At 39.2% G+C, this 23,192-nt stretch carries 24 protein-coding genes, 2 pseudogenes and 1 riboswitch; of the genes and pseudogenes, 20 read left to right on the top strand and 6 right to left on the bottom strand.

Annotated elements, in window-relative coordinates; genetic code table 11:
• Window positions 1-2: 2 nt before the first annotated feature.
• From motB to ACVIJU_RS07445, 3 genes are all read right to left on the bottom strand, one after another.
• Window positions 3-782 carry a flagellar motor protein MotB gene (gene motB, locus ACVIJU_RS07435; RefSeq protein WP_063389361.1) on the bottom strand — a complete coding sequence of 260 codons (780 nt, stop codon included), beginning with the start codon at window positions 780-782 and terminating at the stop codon, window positions 3-5.
• Entirely contained in the window at window positions 775-1,569 is a 795-nt protein-coding gene (motA, locus tag ACVIJU_RS07440) for a flagellar motor stator protein MotA (RefSeq protein ID WP_063389457.1), read from the bottom strand. The genes motB and motA overlap by 8 nt, the downstream gene beginning before the upstream one ends.
• Before the next feature lie 164 nt (window positions 1,570-1,733).
• Complete coding sequence (locus ACVIJU_RS07445) at window positions 1,734-3,854, bottom strand: ATP-dependent Clp protease ATP-binding subunit (protein ID WP_327847896.1); 2,121 nt, start codon at window positions 3,852-3,854, stop codon at window positions 1,734-1,736.
• Window positions 3,855-4,097: 243 nt separating this feature from the next.
• On the opposite strand from ACVIJU_RS07445, the gene ACVIJU_RS07450 reads away from it, so the two are divergent.
• From ACVIJU_RS07450 to queF, 7 genes and pseudogenes are all read left to right on the top strand, one after another.
• Window positions 4,098-5,132 carry a YkvI family membrane protein gene (locus tag ACVIJU_RS07450; protein WP_327848614.1) on the top strand — a complete coding sequence of 345 codons (1,035 nt, stop codon included), beginning with the start codon at window positions 4,098-4,100 and terminating at the stop codon, window positions 5,130-5,132.
• Between the two features lie 32 nt (window positions 5,133-5,164).
• On the top strand, window positions 5,165-5,902 hold the full coding sequence (locus tag ACVIJU_RS07455) for a metallophosphoesterase family protein (protein ID WP_066247942.1): 738 nt from the start codon (window positions 5,165-5,167) through the stop codon (window positions 5,900-5,902).
• Between the two features lie 375 nt (window positions 5,903-6,277).
• A riboswitch (PreQ1 riboswitch) is annotated at window positions 6,278-6,321 on the top strand.
• 146 nt (window positions 6,322-6,467) lie between these two features.
• Window positions 6,468-7,166 (top strand): annotated as a pseudogene (gene queC, locus ACVIJU_RS07460) (7-cyano-7-deazaguanine synthase QueC); the annotation flags it as partial.
• On the top strand, window positions 7,166-7,603 hold the full coding sequence (queD, locus tag ACVIJU_RS07465) for a 6-carboxytetrahydropterin synthase QueD (protein ID WP_066247944.1): 438 nt from the start codon (window positions 7,166-7,168) through the stop codon (window positions 7,601-7,603). The pseudogene queC and the gene queD, both read left to right, overlap by 1 nt.
• Window positions 7,603-8,331, top strand: a complete 729-nt coding sequence (gene queE / locus ACVIJU_RS07470) for a 7-carboxy-7-deazaguanine synthase QueE (protein ID WP_063389355.1) — start codon at window positions 7,603-7,605, stop codon at window positions 8,329-8,331. The genes queD and queE overlap by 1 nt, the downstream gene beginning before the upstream one ends.
• 24 nt (window positions 8,332-8,355) lie before the next feature.
• On the top strand, window positions 8,356-8,529 hold the full coding sequence (locus ACVIJU_RS07475) for a tunnelling fold family protein (protein ID WP_375338788.1): 174 nt from the start codon (window positions 8,356-8,358) through the stop codon (window positions 8,527-8,529).
• Between the two features lie 371 nt (window positions 8,530-8,900).
• Window positions 8,901-9,230 (top strand): annotated as a pseudogene (queF, locus tag ACVIJU_RS07480) (preQ(1) synthase); the annotation flags it as partial.
• Between the two features lie 131 nt (window positions 9,231-9,361).
• Here the strand turns inward: queF and ACVIJU_RS07485 are convergent.
• Window positions 9,362-9,541, bottom strand: coding sequence for a YkvS family protein (locus ACVIJU_RS07485; protein ID WP_063389354.1), 180 nt, complete (start codon window positions 9,539-9,541; stop codon window positions 9,362-9,364).
• 135 nt (window positions 9,542-9,676) lie between these two features.
• Between ACVIJU_RS07485 and ACVIJU_RS07490 the strand changes: the two genes are divergently transcribed.
• Window positions 9,677-9,880, top strand: a complete 204-nt coding sequence (locus tag ACVIJU_RS07490; RefSeq protein ID WP_063389456.1) for a hypothetical protein — start codon at window positions 9,677-9,679, stop codon at window positions 9,878-9,880.
• 61 nt (window positions 9,881-9,941) lie between these two features.
• Here ACVIJU_RS07490 and ACVIJU_RS07495 read toward each other — a convergent pair whose 3' ends face one another.
• A complete protein-coding gene (locus tag ACVIJU_RS07495; protein WP_066247948.1) occupies window positions 9,942-10,451 on the bottom strand; it encodes a sigma-70 family RNA polymerase sigma factor in 510 nt (169 codons plus the stop codon).
• A 263-nt stretch (window positions 10,452-10,714) separates the two neighbouring features.
• On the opposite strand from ACVIJU_RS07495, the gene ACVIJU_RS07500 reads away from it, so the two are divergent.
• The 6 genes from ACVIJU_RS07500 (at window position 10,715) to ACVIJU_RS07525 (ending at window position 18,740) form a co-directional block, all read left to right on the top strand.
• Window positions 10,715-12,199 (top strand): spore germination protein, encoded by a 1,485-nt coding sequence (locus ACVIJU_RS07500; protein WP_082829433.1) that lies wholly within the window; start codon window positions 10,715-10,717, stop codon window positions 12,197-12,199.
• A 23-nt stretch (window positions 12,200-12,222) separates the two neighbouring features.
• Window positions 12,223-13,317 carry a GerAB/ArcD/ProY family transporter gene (locus ACVIJU_RS07505; RefSeq protein WP_158640195.1) on the top strand — a complete coding sequence of 365 codons (1,095 nt, stop codon included), beginning with the start codon at window positions 12,223-12,225 and terminating at the stop codon, window positions 13,315-13,317.
• Window positions 13,318-13,319: 2 nt separating this feature from the next.
• The gene (locus ACVIJU_RS07510; protein WP_066247951.1) at window positions 13,320-14,387 is read left to right on the top strand and encodes a Ger(x)C family spore germination protein; all 1,068 of its coding nucleotides are present in this window, start codon (window positions 13,320-13,322) and stop codon (window positions 14,385-14,387) included.
• A 147-nt stretch (window positions 14,388-14,534) separates the two neighbouring features.
• Window positions 14,535-15,860: an oligosaccharide flippase family protein gene (locus ACVIJU_RS07515; RefSeq protein WP_066247952.1), complete on the top strand. Its 1,326-nt coding sequence runs from the start codon at window positions 14,535-14,537 to the stop codon at window positions 15,858-15,860.
• 119 nt (window positions 15,861-15,979) lie between these two features.
• Window positions 15,980-16,528 carry a TlpA disulfide reductase family protein gene (locus ACVIJU_RS07520; RefSeq protein WP_066247954.1) on the top strand — a complete coding sequence of 183 codons (549 nt, stop codon included), beginning with the start codon at window positions 15,980-15,982 and terminating at the stop codon, window positions 16,526-16,528.
• A 313-nt stretch (window positions 16,529-16,841) separates the two neighbouring features.
• Window positions 16,842-18,740 carry a heavy metal translocating P-type ATPase gene (locus ACVIJU_RS07525; RefSeq protein ID WP_063389348.1) on the top strand — a complete coding sequence of 633 codons (1,899 nt, stop codon included), beginning with the start codon at window positions 16,842-16,844 and terminating at the stop codon, window positions 18,738-18,740.
• 27 nt (window positions 18,741-18,767) lie between these two features.
• Here the strand turns inward: ACVIJU_RS07525 and ACVIJU_RS07530 are convergent, their stop codons facing one another.
• Window positions 18,768-18,989 carry a hypothetical protein gene (locus tag ACVIJU_RS07530; RefSeq protein WP_082829436.1) on the bottom strand — a complete coding sequence of 74 codons (222 nt, stop codon included), beginning with the start codon at window positions 18,987-18,989 and terminating at the stop codon, window positions 18,768-18,770.
• 208 nt (window positions 18,990-19,197) lie between these two features.
• Here ACVIJU_RS07530 and ACVIJU_RS07535 point away from each other — a divergent pair, with 208 nt between their 5' ends.
• The 6 genes from ACVIJU_RS07535 to ACVIJU_RS07560 all read left to right on the top strand — a co-directional run bounded on the left by ACVIJU_RS07535 (window position 19,198) and on the right by ACVIJU_RS07560 (window position 23,108).
• Complete coding sequence (locus ACVIJU_RS07535; protein WP_063389346.1) at window positions 19,198-19,893, top strand: thermonuclease family protein; 696 nt, start codon at window positions 19,198-19,200, stop codon at window positions 19,891-19,893.
• Between the two features lie 96 nt (window positions 19,894-19,989).
• A complete protein-coding gene (pfkA, locus tag ACVIJU_RS07540; protein WP_066247956.1) occupies window positions 19,990-20,949 on the top strand; it encodes a 6-phosphofructokinase in 960 nt (319 codons plus the stop codon).
• A gap of 361 nt (window positions 20,950-21,310) precedes the next feature.
• Window positions 21,311-21,529 carry a DUF1659 domain-containing protein gene (locus tag ACVIJU_RS07545; protein ID WP_063389344.1) on the top strand — a complete coding sequence of 73 codons (219 nt, stop codon included), beginning with the start codon at window positions 21,311-21,313 and terminating at the stop codon, window positions 21,527-21,529.
• Window positions 21,530-21,548: 19 nt separating this feature from the next.
• Entirely contained in the window at window positions 21,549-21,767 is a 219-nt protein-coding gene (locus tag ACVIJU_RS07550) for a DUF2922 domain-containing protein (protein ID WP_063389343.1), read from the top strand.
• Between the two features lie 66 nt (window positions 21,768-21,833).
• Window positions 21,834-21,980 (top strand): YvrJ family protein, encoded by a 147-nt coding sequence (locus ACVIJU_RS07555; protein ID WP_063389342.1) that lies wholly within the window; start codon window positions 21,834-21,836, stop codon window positions 21,978-21,980.
• A 252-nt stretch (window positions 21,981-22,232) separates the two neighbouring features.
• Window positions 22,233-23,108, top strand: coding sequence for a cation diffusion facilitator family transporter (locus tag ACVIJU_RS07560; RefSeq protein ID WP_063389341.1), 876 nt, complete (start codon window positions 22,233-22,235; stop codon window positions 23,106-23,108).
• Window positions 23,109-23,192: the final 84 nt, after the last annotated feature.

Consider the following 23,192-nt stretch of genomic DNA (forward strand, 5'->3'; position numbering starts at 1 on the left):
GCTTAATTCGGCTCCGCTTTTTTATTGTTTGGAAGAATTAGAATTTCCACCCGTCTGTTTTTTTGTCTTCCTTCTGCTGTATCATTGGAAGCAACGGGTTTGTATTCGCCGTATCCTTTCGCACTGAACTTGCTTGGGTCGAGATTTTTGTTTTCTAAAATAATTTTCATCACATTTACGGCTCTCATAACACTTAAATGCCAGTTTGAATCAAAGTTTGAATTATGAATCGGTACATTGTCTGTATGTCCGCTGATAACCACGTTGCGGGCACTGCCCATGGCGAGCATTTTGGCAATGTCAGTAGCCAAAATTTCATCTTTTTTTCTCACTTTGGCGCTGCCTGAATCAAACAATATATCGTCCCGAATCGTGATTAACAAACCCTCTTCGTTTAGTGATGTTTTAATATTGTTTTTCAAGTTGTTTTCTTCAATGTATTGATTAAACCGATTTTGAACTTCCGCTAATTCCTCTTGATCGCTGTTTCCCGATTCATCATTGTCATGAGGCTCATTTTGCACTTTTCCATTTTGTTTGTTTTCTTCGATGTTTTCCATTTCTTGTTGTGGTAGAGGGCTCGGATATTCTAAAACGCTTATGCCTCCGTCAAAATTGGAATTGAAAGCTCTTGCCAAACGCTCAAATTTTTGGGCATCTATCGAACTGAGAGCAAATAGGACGATAAAGAGCGCAAGCAAAAGGGTTAAAATATCGGCATAGGGAATAAGCCAGCTTTCATCTGTATGATGGTCATTGCGGTTTTTTTTTCTACTACGCATCGGACGCAACACTTCCTTCATCAGAAATCTTTGCCCGCTCTTTTTCAGGAAGATAAAATGCCAATTTTTGCTGAATCGTCCGCGGTGCCTGTCCTTCTAAAATGGAAAGAATGCCTTCGATCATCACCTGGCGGACGAGCACCTCCTGCTGAGATTTCCGTTTCAGTTTGTTCGCAAATGGGTGCCATAAAACATATCCTGTAAAAATTCCGAGCAAAGTAGCAACGAACGCGGCGCTGATCGAATGTCCGAGCTCCTCAATATTTTCCAAATTGGCTAGTGCGGCAATCAAACCTAATACAGCTCCTAATACGCCAAGAGTCGGAGCATACGTGCCGGCCTGAGAAAAAATGGCGGCGCCTGCTTCATGCCGCTCTTCCATTGCATTGATTTCTTCTGTCATAACATCTCGGATGAACTCGGCAGACTGACCGTCCACAGCCATGCTTAAACCGGTCTTTAAAAATGGGTCATCTATTTCCTGAAGCTTAGCTTCCAGCGCCAACAATCCTTCTTTCCTTGCGATTTGCGCCCATTCAGAGAAAAGGACAATCAACTCTTGAATCGTATAAGTTTGTGTGTCTTTAAATAAGACGCGGAATAATTTCGGTACTCTTTTAATTTCATTTGTCGGAAAGGCAATAACGACCGCAGCAATCGTTCCGATGATAATAATGACGATAGCTGCCGGATTGATTAAGACGGAAAGACTGACACCTTTTAAAACCATGCCGACAATAATTGCCATAATTCCTAAAAAAATGCCGATAATTGATGTTTTGTCCATGTTCATCAAATCCTTCTTCTTTCTATATTCAATTATTATATCGACAAAGAAAGACGAAAATTTTATATTTGATAAAAAAAATAAACGACACATTCATCGGAATCGATTTTTGCGATGCTGCTCCCAAATAAAAAAACTGCCCTAATGGACTGTTAGGGCAGCTGTTATGAACGAATAACAATTTCTTCATTTTCTACGTCGGCGATTAAATGATTGTGCACTTCACCGTCTAACAGGATGTCTGCAATTTTGTCTTCAATATGTTCTTGAATGACGCGGCGAAGCGGACGAGCGCCGAACGATGGATGATAGCCGATTTCTACCAATTTTTCTTTTGCTTTTTCTGTTACGTCCAATGAAATGTTTTGTTCTTTCAACGTGTTCCGAACTTCTTCAAGCATCAAATCAACTATTTTCAAATAATCTTCTTTATCAAGCGGTTTAAATTCAATAATGGCATCGAAACGGTTTAAAAATTCAGGCTTAAAGAATGAACCGAGAGATTCAAGGATGCTTGATTCTTTTTCCACCGTGCTGTTAAAACCGACGTGAACTTGTTTTGCACCTGCTCCAGCGTTAGAGGTCATAATAATGACCGTATCTTTGAAGCTGACGGTGCGGCCTTGGCTGTCTGTCAAGCGTCCGTCTTCTAATATTTGCAAGAAAATGTGCTGTACATCTGGATGAGCTTTTTCAATTTCATCCAGCAGGATAATGCAGTAAGGGTTGCGACGAACCTTTTCCGTTAATTGTCCTGCTTCTTCATGTCCGACATAGCCTGGAGGCGAGCCGATTAATTTTGAAACAGAATGTTTTTCCATATATTCACTCATATCCAAGCGAATCATGGCATCTTTTGAACCGAACAGCTCCAAAGCTAATGTTTTCGACAATTCCGTTTTTCCAACGCCAGTCGGGCCGACGAACAGGAAGGATCCGATTGGTCGGTTTTTTGCTTTCAATCCAGCGCGGCTGCGGCGAATGGCTTTTGCCACTTTCCGGACAGCATCCTCTTGGCCGATAATTTTTTTCGCCAAGTTTTCTTCTAAATGTTTCATTTTTGCTTGCTCATCCTCTTGCAGCTTGCCGACTGGTATGCCGGTTTTTTCTTCGATGATTTTTTGAATGTCTTCTACTTGAACGATTGCTTGCTGTTTGTCCTTTCCTTGTTCAAGCTGCTTTTCAAGGGCAGCTTCTTCGTCGCGAAGCTTAGCTGCAAGTTCGTATCGTTCTTCCTTTAGCGCTTTTTCTTTTTCATGGGCAATTTGTTTAAGCCGCTCGTGGATGTCTGCTTCATTAGCCGGCTCGGCTTTTAAGTTTAATCTTGAACCAGCTTCATCCATTAAATCGATGGCTTTGTCAGGCAAAAAGCGGTCTTGAATATATCGATGAGATAGTGTGACGCAAGCTTTAATCGCATCTTCTGAATATTTGACTTGATGGTATTGTTCATATTTTTCTTGAATTCCTTTTAAAATGCTGATCGCTTCTTCAATGGAAGGTTCTTTCACAATAACCGGCTGGAAGCGTCGTTCAAGGGCTGCATCTTTTTCGATTTGCCGGTATTCTTTTAGAGTTGTTGCTCCGACAACTTGAAGCTCACCGCGGGCGAGCGCTGGCTTTAATATGTTGCCGGCATCCATAGAACCTTCCGCAGAACCGGCGCCGACTAATAGATGAATTTCATCGATAAACAGGATGATGTTTTTCCGGGCTTGCAATTCTTGAATTAGCTGCTTCATCCGCTGTTCAAATTGTCCGCGAATTCCCGTGTTGGCGACAAGTGATGAAACATCCAGCAAATAAACTTCTTTATTTTTTAGTTTTTGCGGAACGTCTCCTTGAGAAATTTTTAAGGCTAGTCCTTCCACAATAGCTGTTTTCCCTACGCCTGGTTCTCCGATTAAAACCGGGTTATTTTTATTGCGTCGATTTAAAATTTCAATCACTCGTCTTACCTCATCATCGCGGCCGATGACAGGATCAATCAACCCAGCTTTTGCAGCATCCGTTAAATTTCGGCCGAATTGATCGAGGAAGCCGTTCTGTTTTCCGCCCCCTGATTTCGGTTGTGCTTGAACAGCTTGGTCAAAGCTCTCAAAAGAGTTTGGCATAAATGATTGAAATAATTCATCGAAACCGCTGAATCCGTAAAAACCACTTGGGATTTTTTGTTTATATTGTTGATAGCATTCTTGACAGAGACGCATTTCTTGTTTGTTGTGATTGATTTGTACATTTAATAAAACATTGGCTTTTCTTGTTTGGCAATTTTCACACAACATATAGCATTCCTCCTTTTTGACTTTGATTAACTTTGACTAAAAGAAGAAACTTCTTTGACTTTCTTTGACCTTTTGGAATCAAAGAGACAATCTCAATCATTCAATAGTTAGATTCACTGTTTGACCTTTTCTGACTTTATTATACTTTGACCTTTTTTGACTTTCAAGTCTTTTTTATAAATTTTTTTCGTCTTTTTTTCCCTTCTTGTCCATATATTGTTGATAAAGTAAGGTGGGTGAAACATGAGCAATAAATGGGTATTGGCACTTCAAATAGCTTCTGTCTATATCGGCACTGTCATCGGTGCAGGGTTTGCAACGGGAAAAGAGATCGTTGAGTTTTTTTCAAAATACGGCGCTGGAGGAATTGTTGGAATTATTTGTTCTGCCGTTTTATTTGTTTGGCTGGGAACGAAAATGATGTTGATCGGAAGACGCATTAATGCATCTTCGTATTTGCAGTTGAACCAATTTTTGTTTGGGACGTTGTCAGCTTATGTAGTCAACGGCTTGATGTTTATGATGCTGATTGGCATCACATCGGTCATGCTGTCGGGGGCGGGGGCGATTTTTGAAGAGCAACTGTCGCTTTCAAAGCAATTTGGAATTTTTTTTACGATTGTGCTTTCCATTGCTGTGATTTCGTTTGGAGTCAAAGGGCTGTCTTCCGTCAATCTATTGGTTGTTCCGCTTTTTATTTTGTTTAGCCTGATCATCTCCATTGAAGCCATCATTAGGGGTGATTTTATCGATTTATCGTTGGATGGAGTGTTTCAACCAGTCAAATCAAGCTTTTTATATGTTTCTTTTAATCTCTCTCTTGCTCAGGCTGTACTTGTTCCGCTCGCAAACGCAATAAAGGATGAAAGCGCCATTAAATTGGGCGGAGTTGTAGGCGGTCTCGGATTAAGCTTCATTTTATTTTCCAGCTATTTCTCTCTTCTGCATTTGCCGGACGCCGGGCTTTTTGAAATCCCAATGGCTGAAATTGTCAAGCAGCTGTTTTCAGGCTTTTATTACATATACATCCTTGTTATTTTTGGAGAAATATTTTCATCGTTGATCGGCAATCTGTATGGTTTGGAACGGCAATTATCATCGGAAAAGCCTTTGGCAAAAATCGCTGGTGTCATTTTCATCCTATTATTATGTTATTTAGTCAGCCTGATAGGATACGGAAAGCTCATTTCCACGCTTTATCCGCTGTTCGGGTATATGAGCATTGCCTTTTTCATATTATTAATGTTCAAAAAAATTCCAGACGATAACAAATCATGATAAAATAGTAGGGAAATGAAGGAGGAGTTTATTTGGATAAAATCGCGGTCATTTCTGATATACATGGGAATATTCCAGCGTTGTCGTCTGTATTGAAAGATATAAGCTTGCGAAATGTAGATCGAATTTTTTGTTTAGGAGATCTTGTCGGAAAAGGACCTGAATCAAAAGAAGCGATCGATATCGTCCGCAGCTCCTGCGATTTTGTTTTAAAAGGAAACTGGGACGAGCTGATTACAAGGGAAGATGTAAACGATGTCGTTCGCTGGCATCAAAATCAGTTGTCGCAAGAAGACATAGAATATTTGCGTAGCCTCCCGTTTTCCATTGATTTTTATATGAGCGGCCGCCGGCTGCGGCTTTTTCATGCATCCCCTTTCAGCGTCTGGATAAGAGTACAGCCTTGGGATTCGATTGAAAAAAGATTGTCCATGTTTGAAAACAGCGTTGAAACCGGTTTGGGAACGAAGGAGCCGGATGTTGTCGGATACGGTGATGTTCATAATGCCTTTATACAGCATTTATCCGGTAAAACGCTTTTTAATGCAGGCAGTGTCGGTAATCCGCTGGACCTGCCCGAAGCATCCTACTGCATTTTGGAAGGCACGTTCAACTCGGAGAAAAGGGCTCCTTTTTCGATTCAGCACATACGTGTTCCATATGATATTGACCTTGCCATTCAATTAGCTAGAAAAAAAGAAATGCCGGAACTAAAAGAGTATATTCAGGAATTAACGACCTCACGCTACAGAGGCTTGGAAAAGGCATGATGCGGAGGTAAAAGTAAAATTATTGTAGGTAAAAATTAGCGCCTTCATTTAATGAGAACTCTGATTGCTCATTAAATGAAAGGGAAAGTGTGGCAGTAATATAAGAAAGTGCGGCTGCTCCTGGTAGAATGATCATGGACTACATTTAGAGGATAAAAAATTGCCCACAAACGCTCGGCTCAATTCTGTTTTTTGAAAAAGGAGATTTTTTTACCAAGAGGGTACCCTGAAAAAAGTGATTTCGCTATCAAAAAATAGCGATTAAAAAAGTTGCCCACAAAGTCTTGAGTGACTCCAGTCGGAGCATGCCGTTTGCATAACCAATTCTGTATGATATAATAAGATACAACTTGAATAAAAATCCGTTTCGAAAGAACGGGAGAGGTTCTAGCACACCCTCTATAAAAAACTAAGGAAAACTATATCCTTGGGATATAGTTTTTTCAATGTTTGCGAAAGGTTTAGAAGTTGAATAGATTTATGATGATTTCGAAAGGCTTCTGAACAGCTTGCTTCCGCCTCTGTAGCAGAAAAAGAAGCATCAGTTTCTGTTTAAGCTAGGCAGTGTGAATGGCTTTCTTTTTTCAGAAAGGAGCGTTTTCAAATGGATAATAAGAAAGCGGTCGTTGTGTTTAGCGGAGGACAAGACAGTACAACTTGTTTGTTTTGGGCGAAGAAACAATTTGATGAGGTGACCGCTGTCACGTTTCATTATAATCAGCGGCATGCACAGGAAATTGAAGCAGCGAAAAACATTGCGAACGAAGCCGGCATACCTCATTATGTGCTGGACATGTCCTTATTAAATCAAATGGCGCCGAATGCATTAACGCGTTCAAATATGGAAATTGAACAAAAGGAAGGAGAGCTTCCCAACACTTTTGTTCCGGGGAGGAATTTAGTTTTTTTGACATTTGCCGCCATTTTGGCGAAACAACTGGGAGCGAAACATATTGTGACAGGTGTATGTGAAACGGATTTCAGCGGCTATCCTGACTGCCGGGACGTGTTCGTAAAATCCTGCAATGTAACGATTAATTTAGCGATGGAAGAGGATTTTGTGATTCACACGCCGCTTATGTGGATCAATAAAGCGGAAACGTGGAAGTTTGCCGATGAGTTAGGGGTGTTCGATATCATTCGCGAAAAAACGTTGACGTGCTATAACGGCATTATTGGCGACGGATGCGGCGAATGCCCTGCTTGCTTATTGAGAAAAAGGGGATTGGAACAATATTTGGCTGAAAAAGGAGCTAATACGTGATGCTTCATCAATTTTATCCGCAAGTTTTTCATAATTATAGTTATGAGCTGAATAAAGATATGCAAATATCTGCTGCACACTACATCCCGCATGAAAAAGCGGGGAAATGCGCCCGTGTACATGGCCACACGTATTTCGTCAATCTCACTATTTGCGGTGATCAGCTTGATGATTCAGGATTCCTTGTGAATTTTCAGCATTTAAAAAAATGGGTTCATGATCGATTTGACCATACGCTGCTCAATGACCATACGGATGTATTCAATGGTCAAAACAGCGAAGACTTTCCAACGACAGAAGTGGTTGCGCGGAAAATTTGGGAAATTGTCCAGGATCATTTAAATGTACTCCCGAATAAACCGAAATGCTTGCAGGTGTTTGTCAGAGAAACGCCGACAAGCTATGTTGTGTACCGTCCGAAAAGGGAGATGAAATAATGAAAAAAATACCGGTCATCGAGATTTTTGGACCGACCATTCAAGGGGAAGGAATGGTGATCGGACAAAAAACAATGTTTGTCCGAACGGCCGGTTGCGACTATTCATGCAGCTGGTGTGATTCAGCTTTTACGTGGAACGGTTCAGCAAAAGATGAAATTAAACAAATGACAGCAGCGGAAATTTTGGACGATCTTATTGAGCTTGGCGGCGATCGCTTCAATCACGTCACCATTTCGGGCGGAAATCCGGCATTGATTAGAGGATTGGATGAATTGATTATCCTTTTAAGGGAGCAAGGATTTCGCACTGCACTGGAGACACAGGGAAGCCGTTATCAAGATTGGTTTTTACTAATCGATGATTTAACTCTTTCTCCCAAGCCTCCTAGTTCAGGGATGAAAACGAACTTTACTGTGCTTGATGACATTATGAAGCGGCTGATCGATGGCGGACGGAAAGACAATGTTAGTCTAAAAGTTGTTGTTTTTAATGAGGAAGATTTTGATTACGCGAAAAACGTCCACCTTCGCTATCCAAATATTTCATTTTATTTGCAGCCTGGAAATGATCAAGTAAACGAACAAAATGATCACCTCCTGAGAAATCAGCTTTTAGAAAAATTAGAATGGCTGATCGAATTGACTGTTCTATCAAAAGAAATGAACGATGCTCGAGTTTTGCCGCAGCTTCATGCACTTGTTTGGGGAAACAAGCGCGGAGTGTAAATTAATAGGAAAGGATGAAAAAAGATGGCTGGAAGAAAAGATGATGAATTGAAAGATCTGACGCTGTTAGGCAACAAAAATACAAAATATTTATTTGAATACAGCCCAGAAGTGTTGGAAGTATTCGATAATAAACATCCAGACCGCGATTATTTCGTGAAGTTCAATTGTCCGGAGTTTACCAGCTTGTGTCAATAAGGGCACACTTCAGTGGCGACACTGTCGGATAAACCTTGTGAATTCAGGGGAAGAGGATAATGGAGTAAAAAGCGGAAATGGCAATTGTAATCGAATAAAAGAAAAACATGTTCTTGTCTCTTATTCCCATTATCTTTCCAACCCTGAGCCAAGCCTCAAATTTAAGGGAATCTTCTTCTTAAATTTGAGGAAGGTGCAGAGACTATCGAAATCACTCCAGCATGAAGCGAGTAAGAGTAGTGTTGGAGGAAGAGAGTAGAGTACACCAAGATGACAGCATATATTATCTTGGTGGAAGCGCAAGGGTTCTTATTCAATATCGCAGTTGAATAAGAATATGATATAGTCCACCTGTTTGTGAAAAACAGAGGCCAATCACCGGACAACCGGACTTCGCGACCATTTATATCAGCTATATTCCAGACAAAAAATGTGTGGAAAGCAAGTCGCTGAAGCTTTATTTGTTCAGCTTCCGCAACCACGGCGATTTCCATGAGGACTGTGTTAATATTATCATGAATGATTTAATCAAGATCATGGAGCCCCGCTACATCGAAGTATGGGGAAAATTTACGCCGCGCGGCGGTATTTCTATTGATCCTTATGTCAATTGGGGACGTCCTGGAACAAAATACGAGAAAATGGCGGAGTATCGTATGATGAACCATGATTTGTACCCGGAAAAAGTGGACAACCGATAAAGCAAGTCGCTTGAGGCGTTTTTTTTGATAAAAGAACCTACCGAAACTTGCGTTAATTGTAAAAAATTCTTGAAATGGCACTAAACTCTTTGATATAAGAAAAAGTAAAACGGAGCATTCAATTCTCCGTTTTACTTTCCGACAATTTTATAGTTTTTATGATTAACTACTGTTTTTTGTTCCAGATCCATTTCCCGAAAGTTTTCCATGTACGTAAGATCGACGATGACGGAATTTTCATTTACTTTTTCGACAATTCCTTTGAGACCGTCTTTAAATTCAATAACATCTCCAACTTCAGCAATTTTCATTTGTTCTCTCCTTTTTTATGGATTTTCAAATATTTTGCATGATTTCTTTAGAATTGTAAAGTTTTTTTGGACAATCGCAAAAAAATAGGTAAAAAGTTTCCATTGCTCGGTAGACTGTTTTTCATAGAAAAGGAGATGGTCGAGTTGACAAATCAAGAGATACAAGACATTTTAAACAAGCTTCGTGATGGAGAACTGGAAGAATATTGTGTATCAAAGGAAGATTTTATGGCGTTTCGCAAAGTACTGATCGAAAGGGAAGATTTTAAACATTTTCATGGAACAGCAAAACGCGGTGGCAGCATTGTTTACCGATATACAAAAGATCCAAGAAGCTGACCGATGTCAGCTTCTTAATTTTTGGCACATCTTCCTCATAAAAACTGCTATTAAAGACTGTTCACTGTTCTTCCCGTACCTTTACGGCATATTTCTTCAATTTTTTTAATGCTCCTTTTCTCCAATTTTTTACTTTGTTGACTGTGACATTTAGCTCCTCTGCAATTTCCTTCTGAGTTTTTCCTTCAAAAAAATACATGGTAAACCAAATTCGTTGAGCATCTGATAAAGCGGGGGCAATCCGTTCATATAAATCTCTTGCTTCAATGTCTGTATATGGAAAAAATTCCAATTTAGCAGCTATTATGTCATTCGCATGAAGAACATGCCTTTCTTTATATGTTTGTTTTTTCCTTAATTCTGTCATGAGCGAGCCTTTTATCGTTGCATAAGCATAAGTGGCAAACCGTCCTTTCTGTTCGTCATAATTGATGCTTGCTTTCCAGAGGGCGATCGCTGCTATTTGAAAAAACTCGTCTTGGTCTGTATAAATATTTAAAGTTTTCATAATGTGAAAAATTAAAGGGCGAAAAGCAGTTAGCATCTCCTCAAATGATTGATTCTTTTCCACGTGTGCGCATCCTTTCAAAGAGCGCGCTCTTTTTTTTCCGCGGTAATACAATCGTAAACGGTGTAAATCATTTGAGCGAATCATCATGATTAAGATGATCTGAGTCCAATTGTCTGGGAAATTCAATTTTCTATATAGGAAAATGCAATTATTTCGTTTCAGCCTCCTCCATTTTCACCATTTTCCTCATTATTTCTATAGAAGAAATTTAATTGAATAAATAAAAAGATGGCTTGAAAAAATAATGGAAAGAGGTGGGATGAATGAGCCGAATGTATAAGCAAAATTGGAAAAGAAAAGATTCAATTGAAAAATTGTTTGCTGTCTTCCGCAGTTCTACTGATTTTATTCAATATGACGTCAATACAAGCCATATCAAATATTGGATTTCATATTTTGAAACGTTAGTGGATGTAAATATATTAAATGAAAACATTTTAAAGCCGATTCACTCAAAATATTGGCAGTCATTAGAAGAACTAAAAAACATTTTACCGGTCAAAGATATTTTTTTAACCATTGATACGGATTTAATGAAGGAAAAGCTGTTGGAAGGCTTTGTTATGATTTCGCTAAGCGAATATGGATCTCCGTGCTTGCTCGTTAATGCAAAATTAAACAAAGCTAGAGAAGTTACACTCCCGGAAGTGGAATTTACGGTCATCGGTCCGAAAGAGGCGTTTGTTGAGTCCATTGAATCCAATATTAATTTAATTCGAAAACGATTGCCGATTGAAGAGCTGCGCATTCGGACTTTAAAAATTGGCAGGCTGACGCAAACGAGATTAGCGATCATCTATATAGAAGGCATAGCGGATGAGGAAAATGTATTTACGGTTTGGCAAAGAATTTCTAATATCCAAATTGATCAAGTGAATGATAGTTCGTACATTACGGAAATGATCTCTGACAATCATAATTCTCCCTTTCCTCAGCTGTTGGATACGGAAAGACCGGACCGTGTAGTTTCCATTTTGGCGGAAGGGAAAATAGCGGTCATTGTGGACGGCTCTCCCCATGTATTAATCGGTCCGACAACTCTTGTCGAATTTTTCGCATCGTTTGAAGATTATTTTTTAAATTGGATTTTGTCTTCCTTTTTCCGTATTATCCGCCTGTTTGCTGTCTCCTTTTCCATATTGGCAACACCGATTTATGTAGCTGTTTTAAATTATCATTATGAGTTAATTCCAACTGATTTACTAAACAATTTTGTCACATCCAGAAGGGAGGTCCCAGTTCCGCCTTTTTTAGAGGCGCTGTTTTTGGAAGGAACGATCGAATTGCTGCGTGAAGCGGGCGCCCGGCTGCCGACAAAGGTTGGACAAACGATCGGCATCGTCGGGGGGATTGTAATCGGAACAGCTAGTGTGGAAGCAGGTTTAACAAGCAATATTTTGCTCATCATTGTAGCGCTTGCTGCATTAGCATCATTTACAACACCTGTCTATAAAATGGGCAATACGATCAGGCTTTTGCGTTTTCCTTTTCTCATGTTTGCCGAAATGTACGGTCTTTTAGGAATCGTTTTATGCTTTTGTTTTTTAGCGACCCATCTTTTACGATTAACTTCTCTCGGACGTCCTTTTTTGGAGCCAATCTATCCTCCGAGAATTTCCGATTTAAAGGATGCATTCCTGCGTATGCCGTTTTCAATGATGAATGAACGTCCGAAACAGCTGCGGACGGAGCAGCCGAAGCGAATGGATGAAGAGAAATCGAGGGAAAATAAAGATATTGATGAATAACAGCGGAAGAGGAGGAATCCAACTTGGCGCAAATAGCAGAACGTCATAAAGTTTCCGCACCGCTCGTTTTTTATTTAGTGCACAGCACTCAATTCGGCATCGGTGTATTAGGTTTTCAAAAAAATGTCGTCAAGTATGCGGGACATGATTCATGGATTTCAGTTATTTTGATCGGTCTTATTGTTCATCTGTACATTTGGATGATCTATCAAATTTTGAAACGTTCAAGCGGAAGCTTAATGACACTGCAGCACGATTTGTTTGGAAAATGGGTCGGCAATGGATTGAACATTGTTTGGATCATCTATTTTTTTCTTGGAAGCTGCGCCATATTAATAGGATATATTGAAATTTTGAAGGTGTGGATGTTTGAAGATTTAAATATTTGGATTTATACCGCAATTTTTATGGGATTGCTTTATTACATTTTTAACGGTGGATTTCGGGTAGTAACCGGATTTGCTTTTTTTGGAGTGGTTCTGCCGCTTTGGATTTTTCTTACATTTTTAATTTTCCCGACTCGTTTTGCAGATCTTCAGCACCTCTTGCCAATTATGGATCATTCACCTCAGGAAATTTTCATGGGAACGATGCAGATGGTCATAACTGTTATTGGTTTTGAAACTCTTTTTTTGTATTACCCCTTTGTCAAAAATATTGACAAATCCCAAAAATGGGCTCATATTGGAAATTTATTTACAACCTGTTCCTATATCATCATCATGATTGTTTCGATCGTTTATTATTCTGCGGAAGAAGAAATATTGCGCAATAAATGGGCGACGCTAGCGATGTGGAAAATTGTTGAACTTCCTTTTGTTGAAAGATTCGAATATATCGGCATTGCTTCCTGGTCTCTCGTCATCTTGCCGAATATTTGCGTCATGTTGTGGAGCGCCAAAAGAGGTATAACAGAAATTTTTGGAATAACAGAAAAGAAGGCAATCATTTCTGTTCTGGTCGTCATGTTTTTTATAGTCAATGTCATTGTTGATAAAGAAGATATTCAATTATTAAATAAGATCATCAATACGTATGCTCTTGGTATTGTATTTTGCTATATTCCGGTTTTATACCTCATTACGTTTGTACGGGATTTATGGAAAAGGAGAACATAAACATGTGGAAAATTCTCTCCTTCATTATGTTGTTCATGCTGATGCTTTATGGATGTCTGGATAAAGAAATTATTGATGATGTCAATTTAGTGATGGTTATTGGATACGATGTCGGCGAAGGCAATAAAATTAAAGGAACCATTGTTGCTCCTGAATATAAAAAGGAGCAGCCGGTCGACAGCAAGGTGATGACGGTCGAATCAGATTTAAGCAGGGATCTGATTTCCGATTTGCAAAAGGAGTCGCCAGCCCCTCTAGTTTATGGAAAATTGCAATTTGCTCTTTACAGTGAAGACGTAGCAAAACAGGGAATTGAAAAATATGTCGACTCGCTTGAACGAGATGCAAGCGTCGGTTCAAAGGTTATTTTAGCGGTCTGCAAAGGTGAAGCGAAAAATTTGCTGGAAGGAAAATATGGACAACAGGGGACTGCCACGTACTTTCGTAATTTAGTGGAGCATAATATGCACCGGGAAAATTTGCCGATTATCAATTTACACACATATTTGCGCAACTTTCGCATGAAAGGAAAAGACCCTTCTTTACCTTTATTAGAAAAGAAAAACGACCATGTCAAAATAACTGGACTTGCCTTGTTTCAAAAGGACAAAATGGTTGGCGAAATCGAAAATGATCAGCTTTTTTATTTTAAGCTTCTTTCCGATCGATATGTTAAAGGAATTCATACGATCACAATGGATGATGGAAATAAAGCATCTATAGAAAGCATCCGTTCGAAAAGAAGAGCGAACATCGATGAAAAAAATCCGTTCCATTTAACGATAGAGCTGGAAATTGAAGGGTATCTACGCGAATATTCGGAAGGGACTGTTCGTCCGGAAATCTTAAAAAAAGCTGAAAAAGCGTTTGAAAAGGAAATTGTGAAGAACAGTATGGAGATGATCGATATGTTTAAAGAGAAAAACATTGATCCGGTTGGATTAGGAGAAGAAATTTTAAGCCATTCGAGAGGTTTAAGAAAAGTGAAAAATTGGAGGGATATTTATTCCAAGATGGAAGTCGATGTGCATGCGGATGTAAAAATTACTGAAACTGGTGTGGTGCAATAATTCTAAATATTTGATTGCTTCGTTTTGCCAATGAAACGAGAAACCGAAATAACAAAGGCTGACTAAAAATTTTCCTCCCTCTTCCGATCCTCTGTCATGTTTTTGAACTTGTCTCATATGCATGAAATAAGAAAAGAGGGAGGAAAAATGAAAACATTTTTTAAGGGAGCTCTGCTTTTAATCGTTGCTTCGTTTCTAGGGGAATGCTTTGATTTTATGATTAACATGGTATTGACGCGGGAACTTGGTGAAGAAGGCATCGGCCACTATATGTCGATCATGCCTATTATGTTTTTCATTATCGTGTTAGCAAGCTTTGAATTGCCGATATCTATTTCAAAATATGTGGCGGAAACTGAAAAGCCGTACCATTGGCCAATGTTGAAATATGCTTTTCGCCTAACTTTGTGGATCAGCATTTGCTTCAGCTTAATTGTTTTTTTGCTGTTTCCTGCTCTTCCGCCGCTAAAAAGCTATCATCCTTCCGTTACGGTTTTATTTGTACTGCTTGTTCCGATGATTTCTTTTTCCTCTATTGCTAGAGGCTATTTAATGGGCACGCAGCAAATGGGGAAAATTGCATTTGCAAATGGGTTTCGCAAGCTTGTTCAGCTTATTCTGCTCATTTTGCTGTTCAACCTGTTTGAATTTTCTCCTGAAATGTCTGTCATTGCAGGGTTAAGCTCATTTATTGCAAGCGAAGCCGTTATTGTTCTTTATTTGCTTACCGTTTATGTCTATCAGGCGCAAGAACTAAAAAAAAGCACGCTCGCTTCATCCAAAACAGCTTTGATCCGGCGGAGTTTATTTCGTGTCTCTGTTCCGACGACAATTTTGCGCATTTTTCATTCTATGACACATGCGATTCAGCCGTTTTTAATCAAATATGCATTAATGGCAGCAGGTGTTTCGGAGGTTGGAGCGACAGAACAGTTCGGTCTGCTTTCCGGAGTTGCGATGACGATCGGCTTTTTTCCCGCGTTTATCGCTCATGCACTGTTAACGATTTTGATCCCAACTGTATCAGAAGCGTTTGCTAAAGGAAACCAGGAACTTTTAAAGAAGCTTTTGCAGCAATCGCTCGGAATGACAATGCTTTACGGAATACCTGCGATTGTGATTATGTTTGCTTTTGCTGAGCCGCTTACAAGTTTGTTTGTCAACGGAACTACTGCAACACTTTTTTTAAAGCTTTTATGGCCGTACTTTTTTACCCACTTTTTGATCATTCCGCTGCAAGCGTATTTGATCGGTCTGAATTTAATAAAAGATGCTTTGTTTCATACGGTTTGGGCACATTTTATCTCGTTTGTCGTCATCTTTTTGCTTGGATCGCAGCCAGAATGGCAAATGTCAGGAGTTATTATCGGGCTCAATGCAGGAGGATTGCTGCAATTGTTAATGCATTATATGACAATATGCCAAAAAATCGGCATTGGCTATTGGTCGCTGAAGGAAAAACGTGTTCATTAAGATTTTCCAGGTTGTCTCTACTGTGATCTATCGCAGCAATAAAGTATGAAATAGCGAAAGTCATCATTTTTCCATCATTGAATGGAAAAAAATAGTGCTCTCATGAAGGGGGAAGCGTTTTGAAAAAAACAGCTGCCTTGCTTTTTCATTTTCTGCTTATATCATGTGTGTTTTTTGGATGTCAAGAGAGCGATTTGAAACAAGAAAATGCACCGAGCAAAACAACCATGAAAGAAATAATAACGAAAGAAAATTCGAAAGTGCCCGCTAACAATTTTGTTTTGCCAACAACTGACGGCAAGATGGTAAAACTTTCGGATTTTAAAGGGAAAAAGGTCGTGATCAATTTTTGGACGACGTGGTGCCCTCCATGTAAGGAAGAATTGCCTGAGCTTCAACGTTTTTATGAACAAGCGGATTCTGAGCACGTCGCGTTTTTAGGAATTAACATTACTTCAGAAGAAGGGGGAAAAGAAGAAGTAAAGTCTTTTTTATCAAAGAGCGGATTTGATTTTCCTGTGCTTTTTGATGAAAAAGGCGAAGTCATGAAATTATACAAGGTTATGGTCATTCCCACTACTTTTATAATCGATGAACAAGGACAGGTGTTTAAAAAAATCATTGGTCCCGTAACAACCGAACAATTAAAACGTTTAACCGATTTGTAAAGCACAGCGAAGCTTCTGTGCTTTTTCTTTTTTAAAAAATAGAATTTTAATGCTTAACATATGAATCGACCGATTTTCCAACCAACGTTTTTGATCTGTAAAAAACCGTGATTGAGAATGATAATAATTATTAATATTAATTATTAATTTAAAATTAATATAATTATTACTTGAAAAAAATAATTGTTGATATATAATATACATATAGATGTTGATATTTTAATAGTTTTTTTACTAGTCGCCAAGAATAGCATATGGAATTCAATAGAAGTGAAGCTGAATTTTATTCTCAGTTAGGAGGTTGTAAGTGAGAATGGAAGCAAAGATGTTTCATAATACGGAATTATTTCAAGGGTTGAAACAGCATGTTGAAATGATTGCGGCCATTGTGTCAGGTGTTCTCATTTTTTTCGCTTGGCTGCTTAGCATAGATGATTTCAACATCATATCAACGATTTTATTTATTTTCGCATTCGTTATTGGGGGATTTGCCAAAGCTAAAGAGGGAATTGAAGAAACGATCCGCGAAGGCAAGTTGAATGTAGAGCTGCTGATGGTTTTTGCTGCTATCGGTTCGGCAATAATCGGCCATTGGCTTGAAGGAGCGATTTTAATTTTTATTTTTGCCCTAAGCGGCGCATTAGAAACGTATACAATGAACAAAACAAACAAGGAGATCTCTTCATTGATGGAATTGCAGCCTGAAGAAGCGCTGCTTTTAGTAGATGGACGGGAAGAAAAAGTGCATGTTTCCACTTTATCGATTGGAGATTTGATCATTGTGAAGCCCGGGGACCGCATTCCGGTGGATGGCCAGCTCATAAATGGTCATACGACAGTGGATGAATCAGCTATAACGGGCGAATCCATCCCGGTTGAGAAAGAGCCTGGAAGTGAAGTGTATGCAGGGACTGTAAACGTAAATGGATCGATCACCGTTCGCGTAACGAAAAAAGCATCGGAAACGCTTTTTCAAAAAATTATTGAACTGGTGCAAAACGCCCAATCTGAAAAATCTCCGTCCCAGCAATTTATTGAAAAATTTGAAGGAACGTATGTAAAAGGTGTGCTTATTGCAGTGGCTGTTTTGATGTTTGCTCCTCCATTTTTATTAGGCTGGAGCTTTCAGGAAGCTTTTTACAGATCGATGGTGTTTATGGTAGTGGCTTCCCCGTGCGCGCTCGTCGCCTCGATCATGCCGGCGACGTTATCCGCTATTTCTAACGGGGCAAGAAACGGCATTTTGTTTAAAGGGGGCGTACATTTAGAGCGTCTTAATAAAATTCGGGCGGTCGCGTTTGATAAAACGGGAACTTTGACAAAAGGCGAGCCGATCGTCACGGACGTAATCGTACGCCCAGACATCGAAAAAACAGAGCTGTTACAAGCAGTTTATAATATTGAGCGGCAATCCTCCCATCCTCTTGCCAAAGCTATTACAGCTTATATTCAGGAAAATGTAAAAGGACTGAAAGATGAATGGGTATCAGTGGATGAACATTCAGGGTTTGGAGTTTCTGCTTCTTGGAACGGGCAGAAAATATTCGTTGGGAAAGCTGCGTTTGTCGGAAAAGAAGAGGCTGAACAATTTCAAAACTCTGTTTCCAAGAAATTATACAAACAAGGGAAAACGGTTGTTTATGTTAAAGACGAAAAAGGAATTGCCGCAAGCATCGCTTTAAAAGATGTACTTAGACCTGATATGAAAAATTTGATGGATGAATTGAAAAGCAAAGGCATCTATACGGTGATGCTGACGGGCGATACGAAAGCGTCAGCTGAAGCCATTGCTAAAGAGGCATCCGTTGATGAATTTCACGGTGAATGTCTGCCTGAAAGCAAAGTTGACCGAATAAAGCAGTTGAATAAACAATTCGGCGTAACGGCGATGATCGGCGACGGTATCAATGACGCACCAGCTTTAAAAACAGCATCTGTCGGTATAGCAATGGGGGAGGGAACGGATGTTGCTTTGGAAACAGCAGATGTTGTATTAATGAAAAACGATTTAACGAAATTGATCAAAGCGATCGAATTGTCGCAAAAAATGAACAAAATTGTGAAACAAAATATTGCTTTTTCTCTATCGGTCATCGCCCTTCTCATATGTGCTAATTTCCTTCAAGTCATTGACTTGCCGTTCGGAGTCATTGGCCACGAAGGAAGCACCATACTTGTCATTTTAAATGGATTGCGGCTATTAAGATCATAAATAAGAAGAATAACAAGGCGGATTAAGCTATATGATCCGCCTTTTATTTTCTTTTAAAAAGTCATTTGGTTCAGAGTCATCGGGTCGTTTCGTTACAATTATGTATGCAGCTACAATAAAAATGAATCCAACCACCCACCCGATTACCGAACTGTAATAATACACATCAATTAACATCATGCCGATTATGGGTGACGAAAATGCCGCCAAGCAGAGGATCGGGACGATATTTCTTTTGATAAATGTCACAAAAAATACACTCCTTAACTCCCCCGATTGCTTTACCATTATTATTATACTAGAATGGTTTTATTTATAAAATATTCCGAGAAAAATGTAAACAACATTTAAAATAACTTTGAAGGTGAAAAATCCTCCACATTTCTTATTGATATGAATGTTCTTTTCGCTTAAAATGATATTTCATTGAATGGACACAATAGAGAGGAAGAACATCATGTGGAGAAAATGGATTGTTTTATTTTTTGGTTTGCTTGCATTATTTTTCGGATGGGAGCTTTGGCAAAAAGATGATTCAGCCGTAAACAATCGGTTGGAAGCCAAAGTAATTGATGTCGTCGATGGTGATACGATGAAAGTCATCGTCAACAATAAAAAAGAAACAATCCGACTTCTTCTTGTCGATACTCCTGAATCTGTACACCCAACGAAGCCTGTGCAGCCATTTGCAATCGAAGCAAGCAATTTTGCAAAAGAAATGCTGTCAGACAAAAAAGTTGAATTAGAGCTTGGCGTTAGAGAACGTGACAAGTATGGAAGATTACTTGTTTATTTATATATAAACGGACAAATGTTTAATGAAATGCTGCTTGAAAACGGGCTAGCCCGCGTCGCATACGTTCATCAGCCAAATACAAAATATGTAGACCGTTTTTTGGATGTTCAAAAAAAAGCCCAGCACAAAGAAATCGGAATCTGGAGTATAGAAAACTATGTTACAAACGATGGATTTAATGATAAGATTGGACAAGACGACAAAAAAGAGGGCTGCGACATAAAAGGAAACATTAATTCAAAAGGTGAAAAAATATACCATATGCCTGGCAGCAGGCACTATTATATAACAAAACCAGAAATGATGTTTTGTACAGAGGAGGAAGCAAAAGAAGCCGGATTTCGAAAAGCTGAATAACGAGAAAATCATTTAAGCGGGAAAATTTTTTGATATAATACATTTTATAAAACATGAGATGGCAGCAATTATTGAACTGCATAATGAGGTGATGGAATGAAACGAATAGCTGTATTAACGTCTGGCGGAGATTCTCCGGGGATGAATGCTGGAATACGTGCAGTTGTAAGAAAAGGGATATTTCATGGGTTGGAAGTTTATGGAGTATACCATGGATATCAAGGATTAATTAACGGTGACATAAAAAAATTAGAGCTTGGCTCTGTAGGGGACATTATTCACCGCGGCGGCACGATTCTCCAATCGTCGCGCTCTGAACAATTTAAAACAGAAGAAGGACAGCTTCTTGCGATTCAACAATTAAAATCATTTGAAATTGAAGGTCTTGTTGTAATTGGCGGAGACGGATCATACCGAGGGGCTTTGAAGCTGACGGAAAAAGGCTTCCCTTGCATTGGATTGCCTGGAACGATCGATAACGATATTCCAGGAACAGATTTCACGATCGGATTTGATACAGCACTGAATACGGTTGTAAGGGCAATGGACCAAATTAGGGACACAGCGCAATCCCATGAGCGGATTTTTATAATCGAAGTGATGGGGCGGCATGCTGGTGATATAGCGCTTTGGGCAGGAGTAGCTGGAGGCGCTGAAACGATCTTAATCCCTGAAAGATCGTTTGACTTAGATGATATTGTCAAGCGGTTGGAGCATGGTGTTGAACGCGGGAAAAAACATTCCATTATTGCGTTAGCTGAAGGAGTTATGAGCGCATCAAAACTTGCCGATATTTTAAAGGAAAAATACGGCATTGAGACGCGAGTATCGGTATTAGGACATATTCAGCGCGGCGGCTCTCCAACTGGATTTGATAGAGTTCTTGCTTCCAGAATGGGAGCGAGAGCAGTTGAGCTTCTGTTAGAAGGAAAAGGCGGAAGAGCAGTCGGAATACAGAAAAACCAAATCGTTGATCATGATATTGAAGAGATATTGAAAGAAAAGAGCGAACCAATCGGAGAATTATATACGTTGTCAAAACAGCTTTCTATTTAAAAAGAGCGGACACCGCTCTTTTATTTTTTCATCCGTTCCGTTTTGTGATACACAATAGTTTTGCATTTACGAAGTCTCCTTTTTAATGGGGTTTGACCACTTTCATAATAAGAGAGCACTTCGTAAATGCTTTTTTAATTTTGATGAAATTCATTACCCTAACATTTAGTTTTATCCAAATAAAATATTGACGAAACCAAAGAGATTCCGTTTATTGGAAATGATCAAAACGGCATCAACAGCCGTTGTTGTCTGCAACGACAGGGCTCCGTTTTCATTTCTTTTTTTCACCTTTTTTGCATATTTGCTGCCCCTCTTTTTTCATTTCTTTATATAAAGAAGGTGAAAGGAGGTGCGAGCAATGGCTGAGGTTCAACCGGTCAAATCACAATTGCGTCTTGTTTTTGAAGAAGGTTTTGATCATTCCGGCAAGCCGCTGTATCGCTATAAAAATTACAGCAATATTAAAACGTCAGCTAGTGCAGATGATTTGCTTAGAGCAGCCCAAGCAATTGCCAGTCTTCAAAAAATGCCGCTTGCCAAAGTGGAACGAAACGATACGCATCAAATTAATGCATAAGTAATCTGGGGGTGAAAAAATGTCTAAATCGCTCGATCTTCTTTTTGCCAATACGGAAGGAAAGACAGTCAGAATTAATGTTGATGAACCTAAGGATTCATTAACAGCAGAGCAAATTGGTCAAGCTATGGAAACAATCATTCAATCAAATGTTTTTACTTCTTCTGGGGGTTCGCTCGTTTCAAAAAAAGGAGCCAGAATTATTGAGCAAACGGTGACAGAATATACGATGAGCTGACGGAAGCGGCCTGTTTCCGGTTCGGGAACAGGCCGGATTTCAGATGCCATAAAGGGAGGGATTGGTTTGCACGATTGGCTGTCGTTTATCAGCGATGTCGGTTTTCCTATTGTTGTGACGCTCTATTTGCTTCACCGGATTGAAGGCAAGCTTGATGACCTAAACCATTCGATTCAAATGATCCCGGTTTATTTGACACAAAAAGAAAATTAATCTCTCTCGATTGATAGCAATCAAACTGTAAAAAGTTTGGTTGCTATATTTTTTTAATGTAATGTAAAAAAAATGAAATAATTTATATTTTTCCTTGTTTTACTAATCTCCATATTGGAATGATCGCTTTGATTTCAGAAAAACCTTTTGATATTAAACCTTTTGTAACAAGGAAATAATCTGTATGTATAGACCTTTACATGTTTTTTTGATAGTATAAATGGCAGACTAAACGAATGGAGTTAGTGGAAGGTGGAAGTTTATCAAAATTTAAAAAAGGGTGAACGGGGAGCATGGATTAGCATTGCAGCCTATATTTTGTTGACCGTTGTAAAGATAGCGGTCGGATATTTTTTTCATTCGGAAGCTTTAATGGCTGACGGACTGAACAACGGGACTGATGTAATTGCTTCGATCGCGGTTTTAGTCGGATTAAAAATATCGCAGCGTCCTCCTGACCAAGATCATCACTATGGACATTTTCGGGCAGAAACCATTGCGTCTTTAATTGCATCATTGATTATGGTCATGGTTGGTTTTGAAGTTCTTACTGAAGGAGCAAAATCAATCATAAACCCGAAAACAGAATCACCTGATTTGATCGCGGCATGGACGGCTATCGGCTCAGCAATCGTCATGTTTTCCGTTTATTTATTTAATGTAAGACTTGCGAAAAAAATAAAAAGTCAAGCGCTCATGGCAGCAGCTATGGACAATCGATCCGATGCATATGTCAGTGTCGGAACATTCCTAGGGATTTTGGCGGCGCAATTTCATATCGCATGGATGGACACAGTTGTTGCGATGATCATCGGAGTGCTTATTTGCAAAACTGCTTGGGATATCTTCAAAGAAGCGGTTCATTCCTTAACGGACGGATTTTCAGAGAAGGAGTTAGACAAATATAAAGAAACAATTAACAATATACCCGGGGTTCAATCGCTTGAAGATATTAAAGCCAGATATGTCGGAAGCACCGTATATGTTGATGTTGTCATTAAAGTTCATTCTAATTTAAATGTCGTTGAAAGCCATGCGATTTGTGATGAAGTGGAAAGAAGGCTGACGGAAGAATTTAATATTACGAACGTACATGTGCATATAGAACCTTTAAAAGGCGACAGTTGAAAAAACGGACTCTTCATTTTTGGAAAGGAAAGTATGAACTGCCGAGAAAGATGAAAAAACTAAATTTTCTATTTCCATTTTAGA

It is taken from the genome of Aeribacillus sp. SP014 (assembly GCF_054055575.1).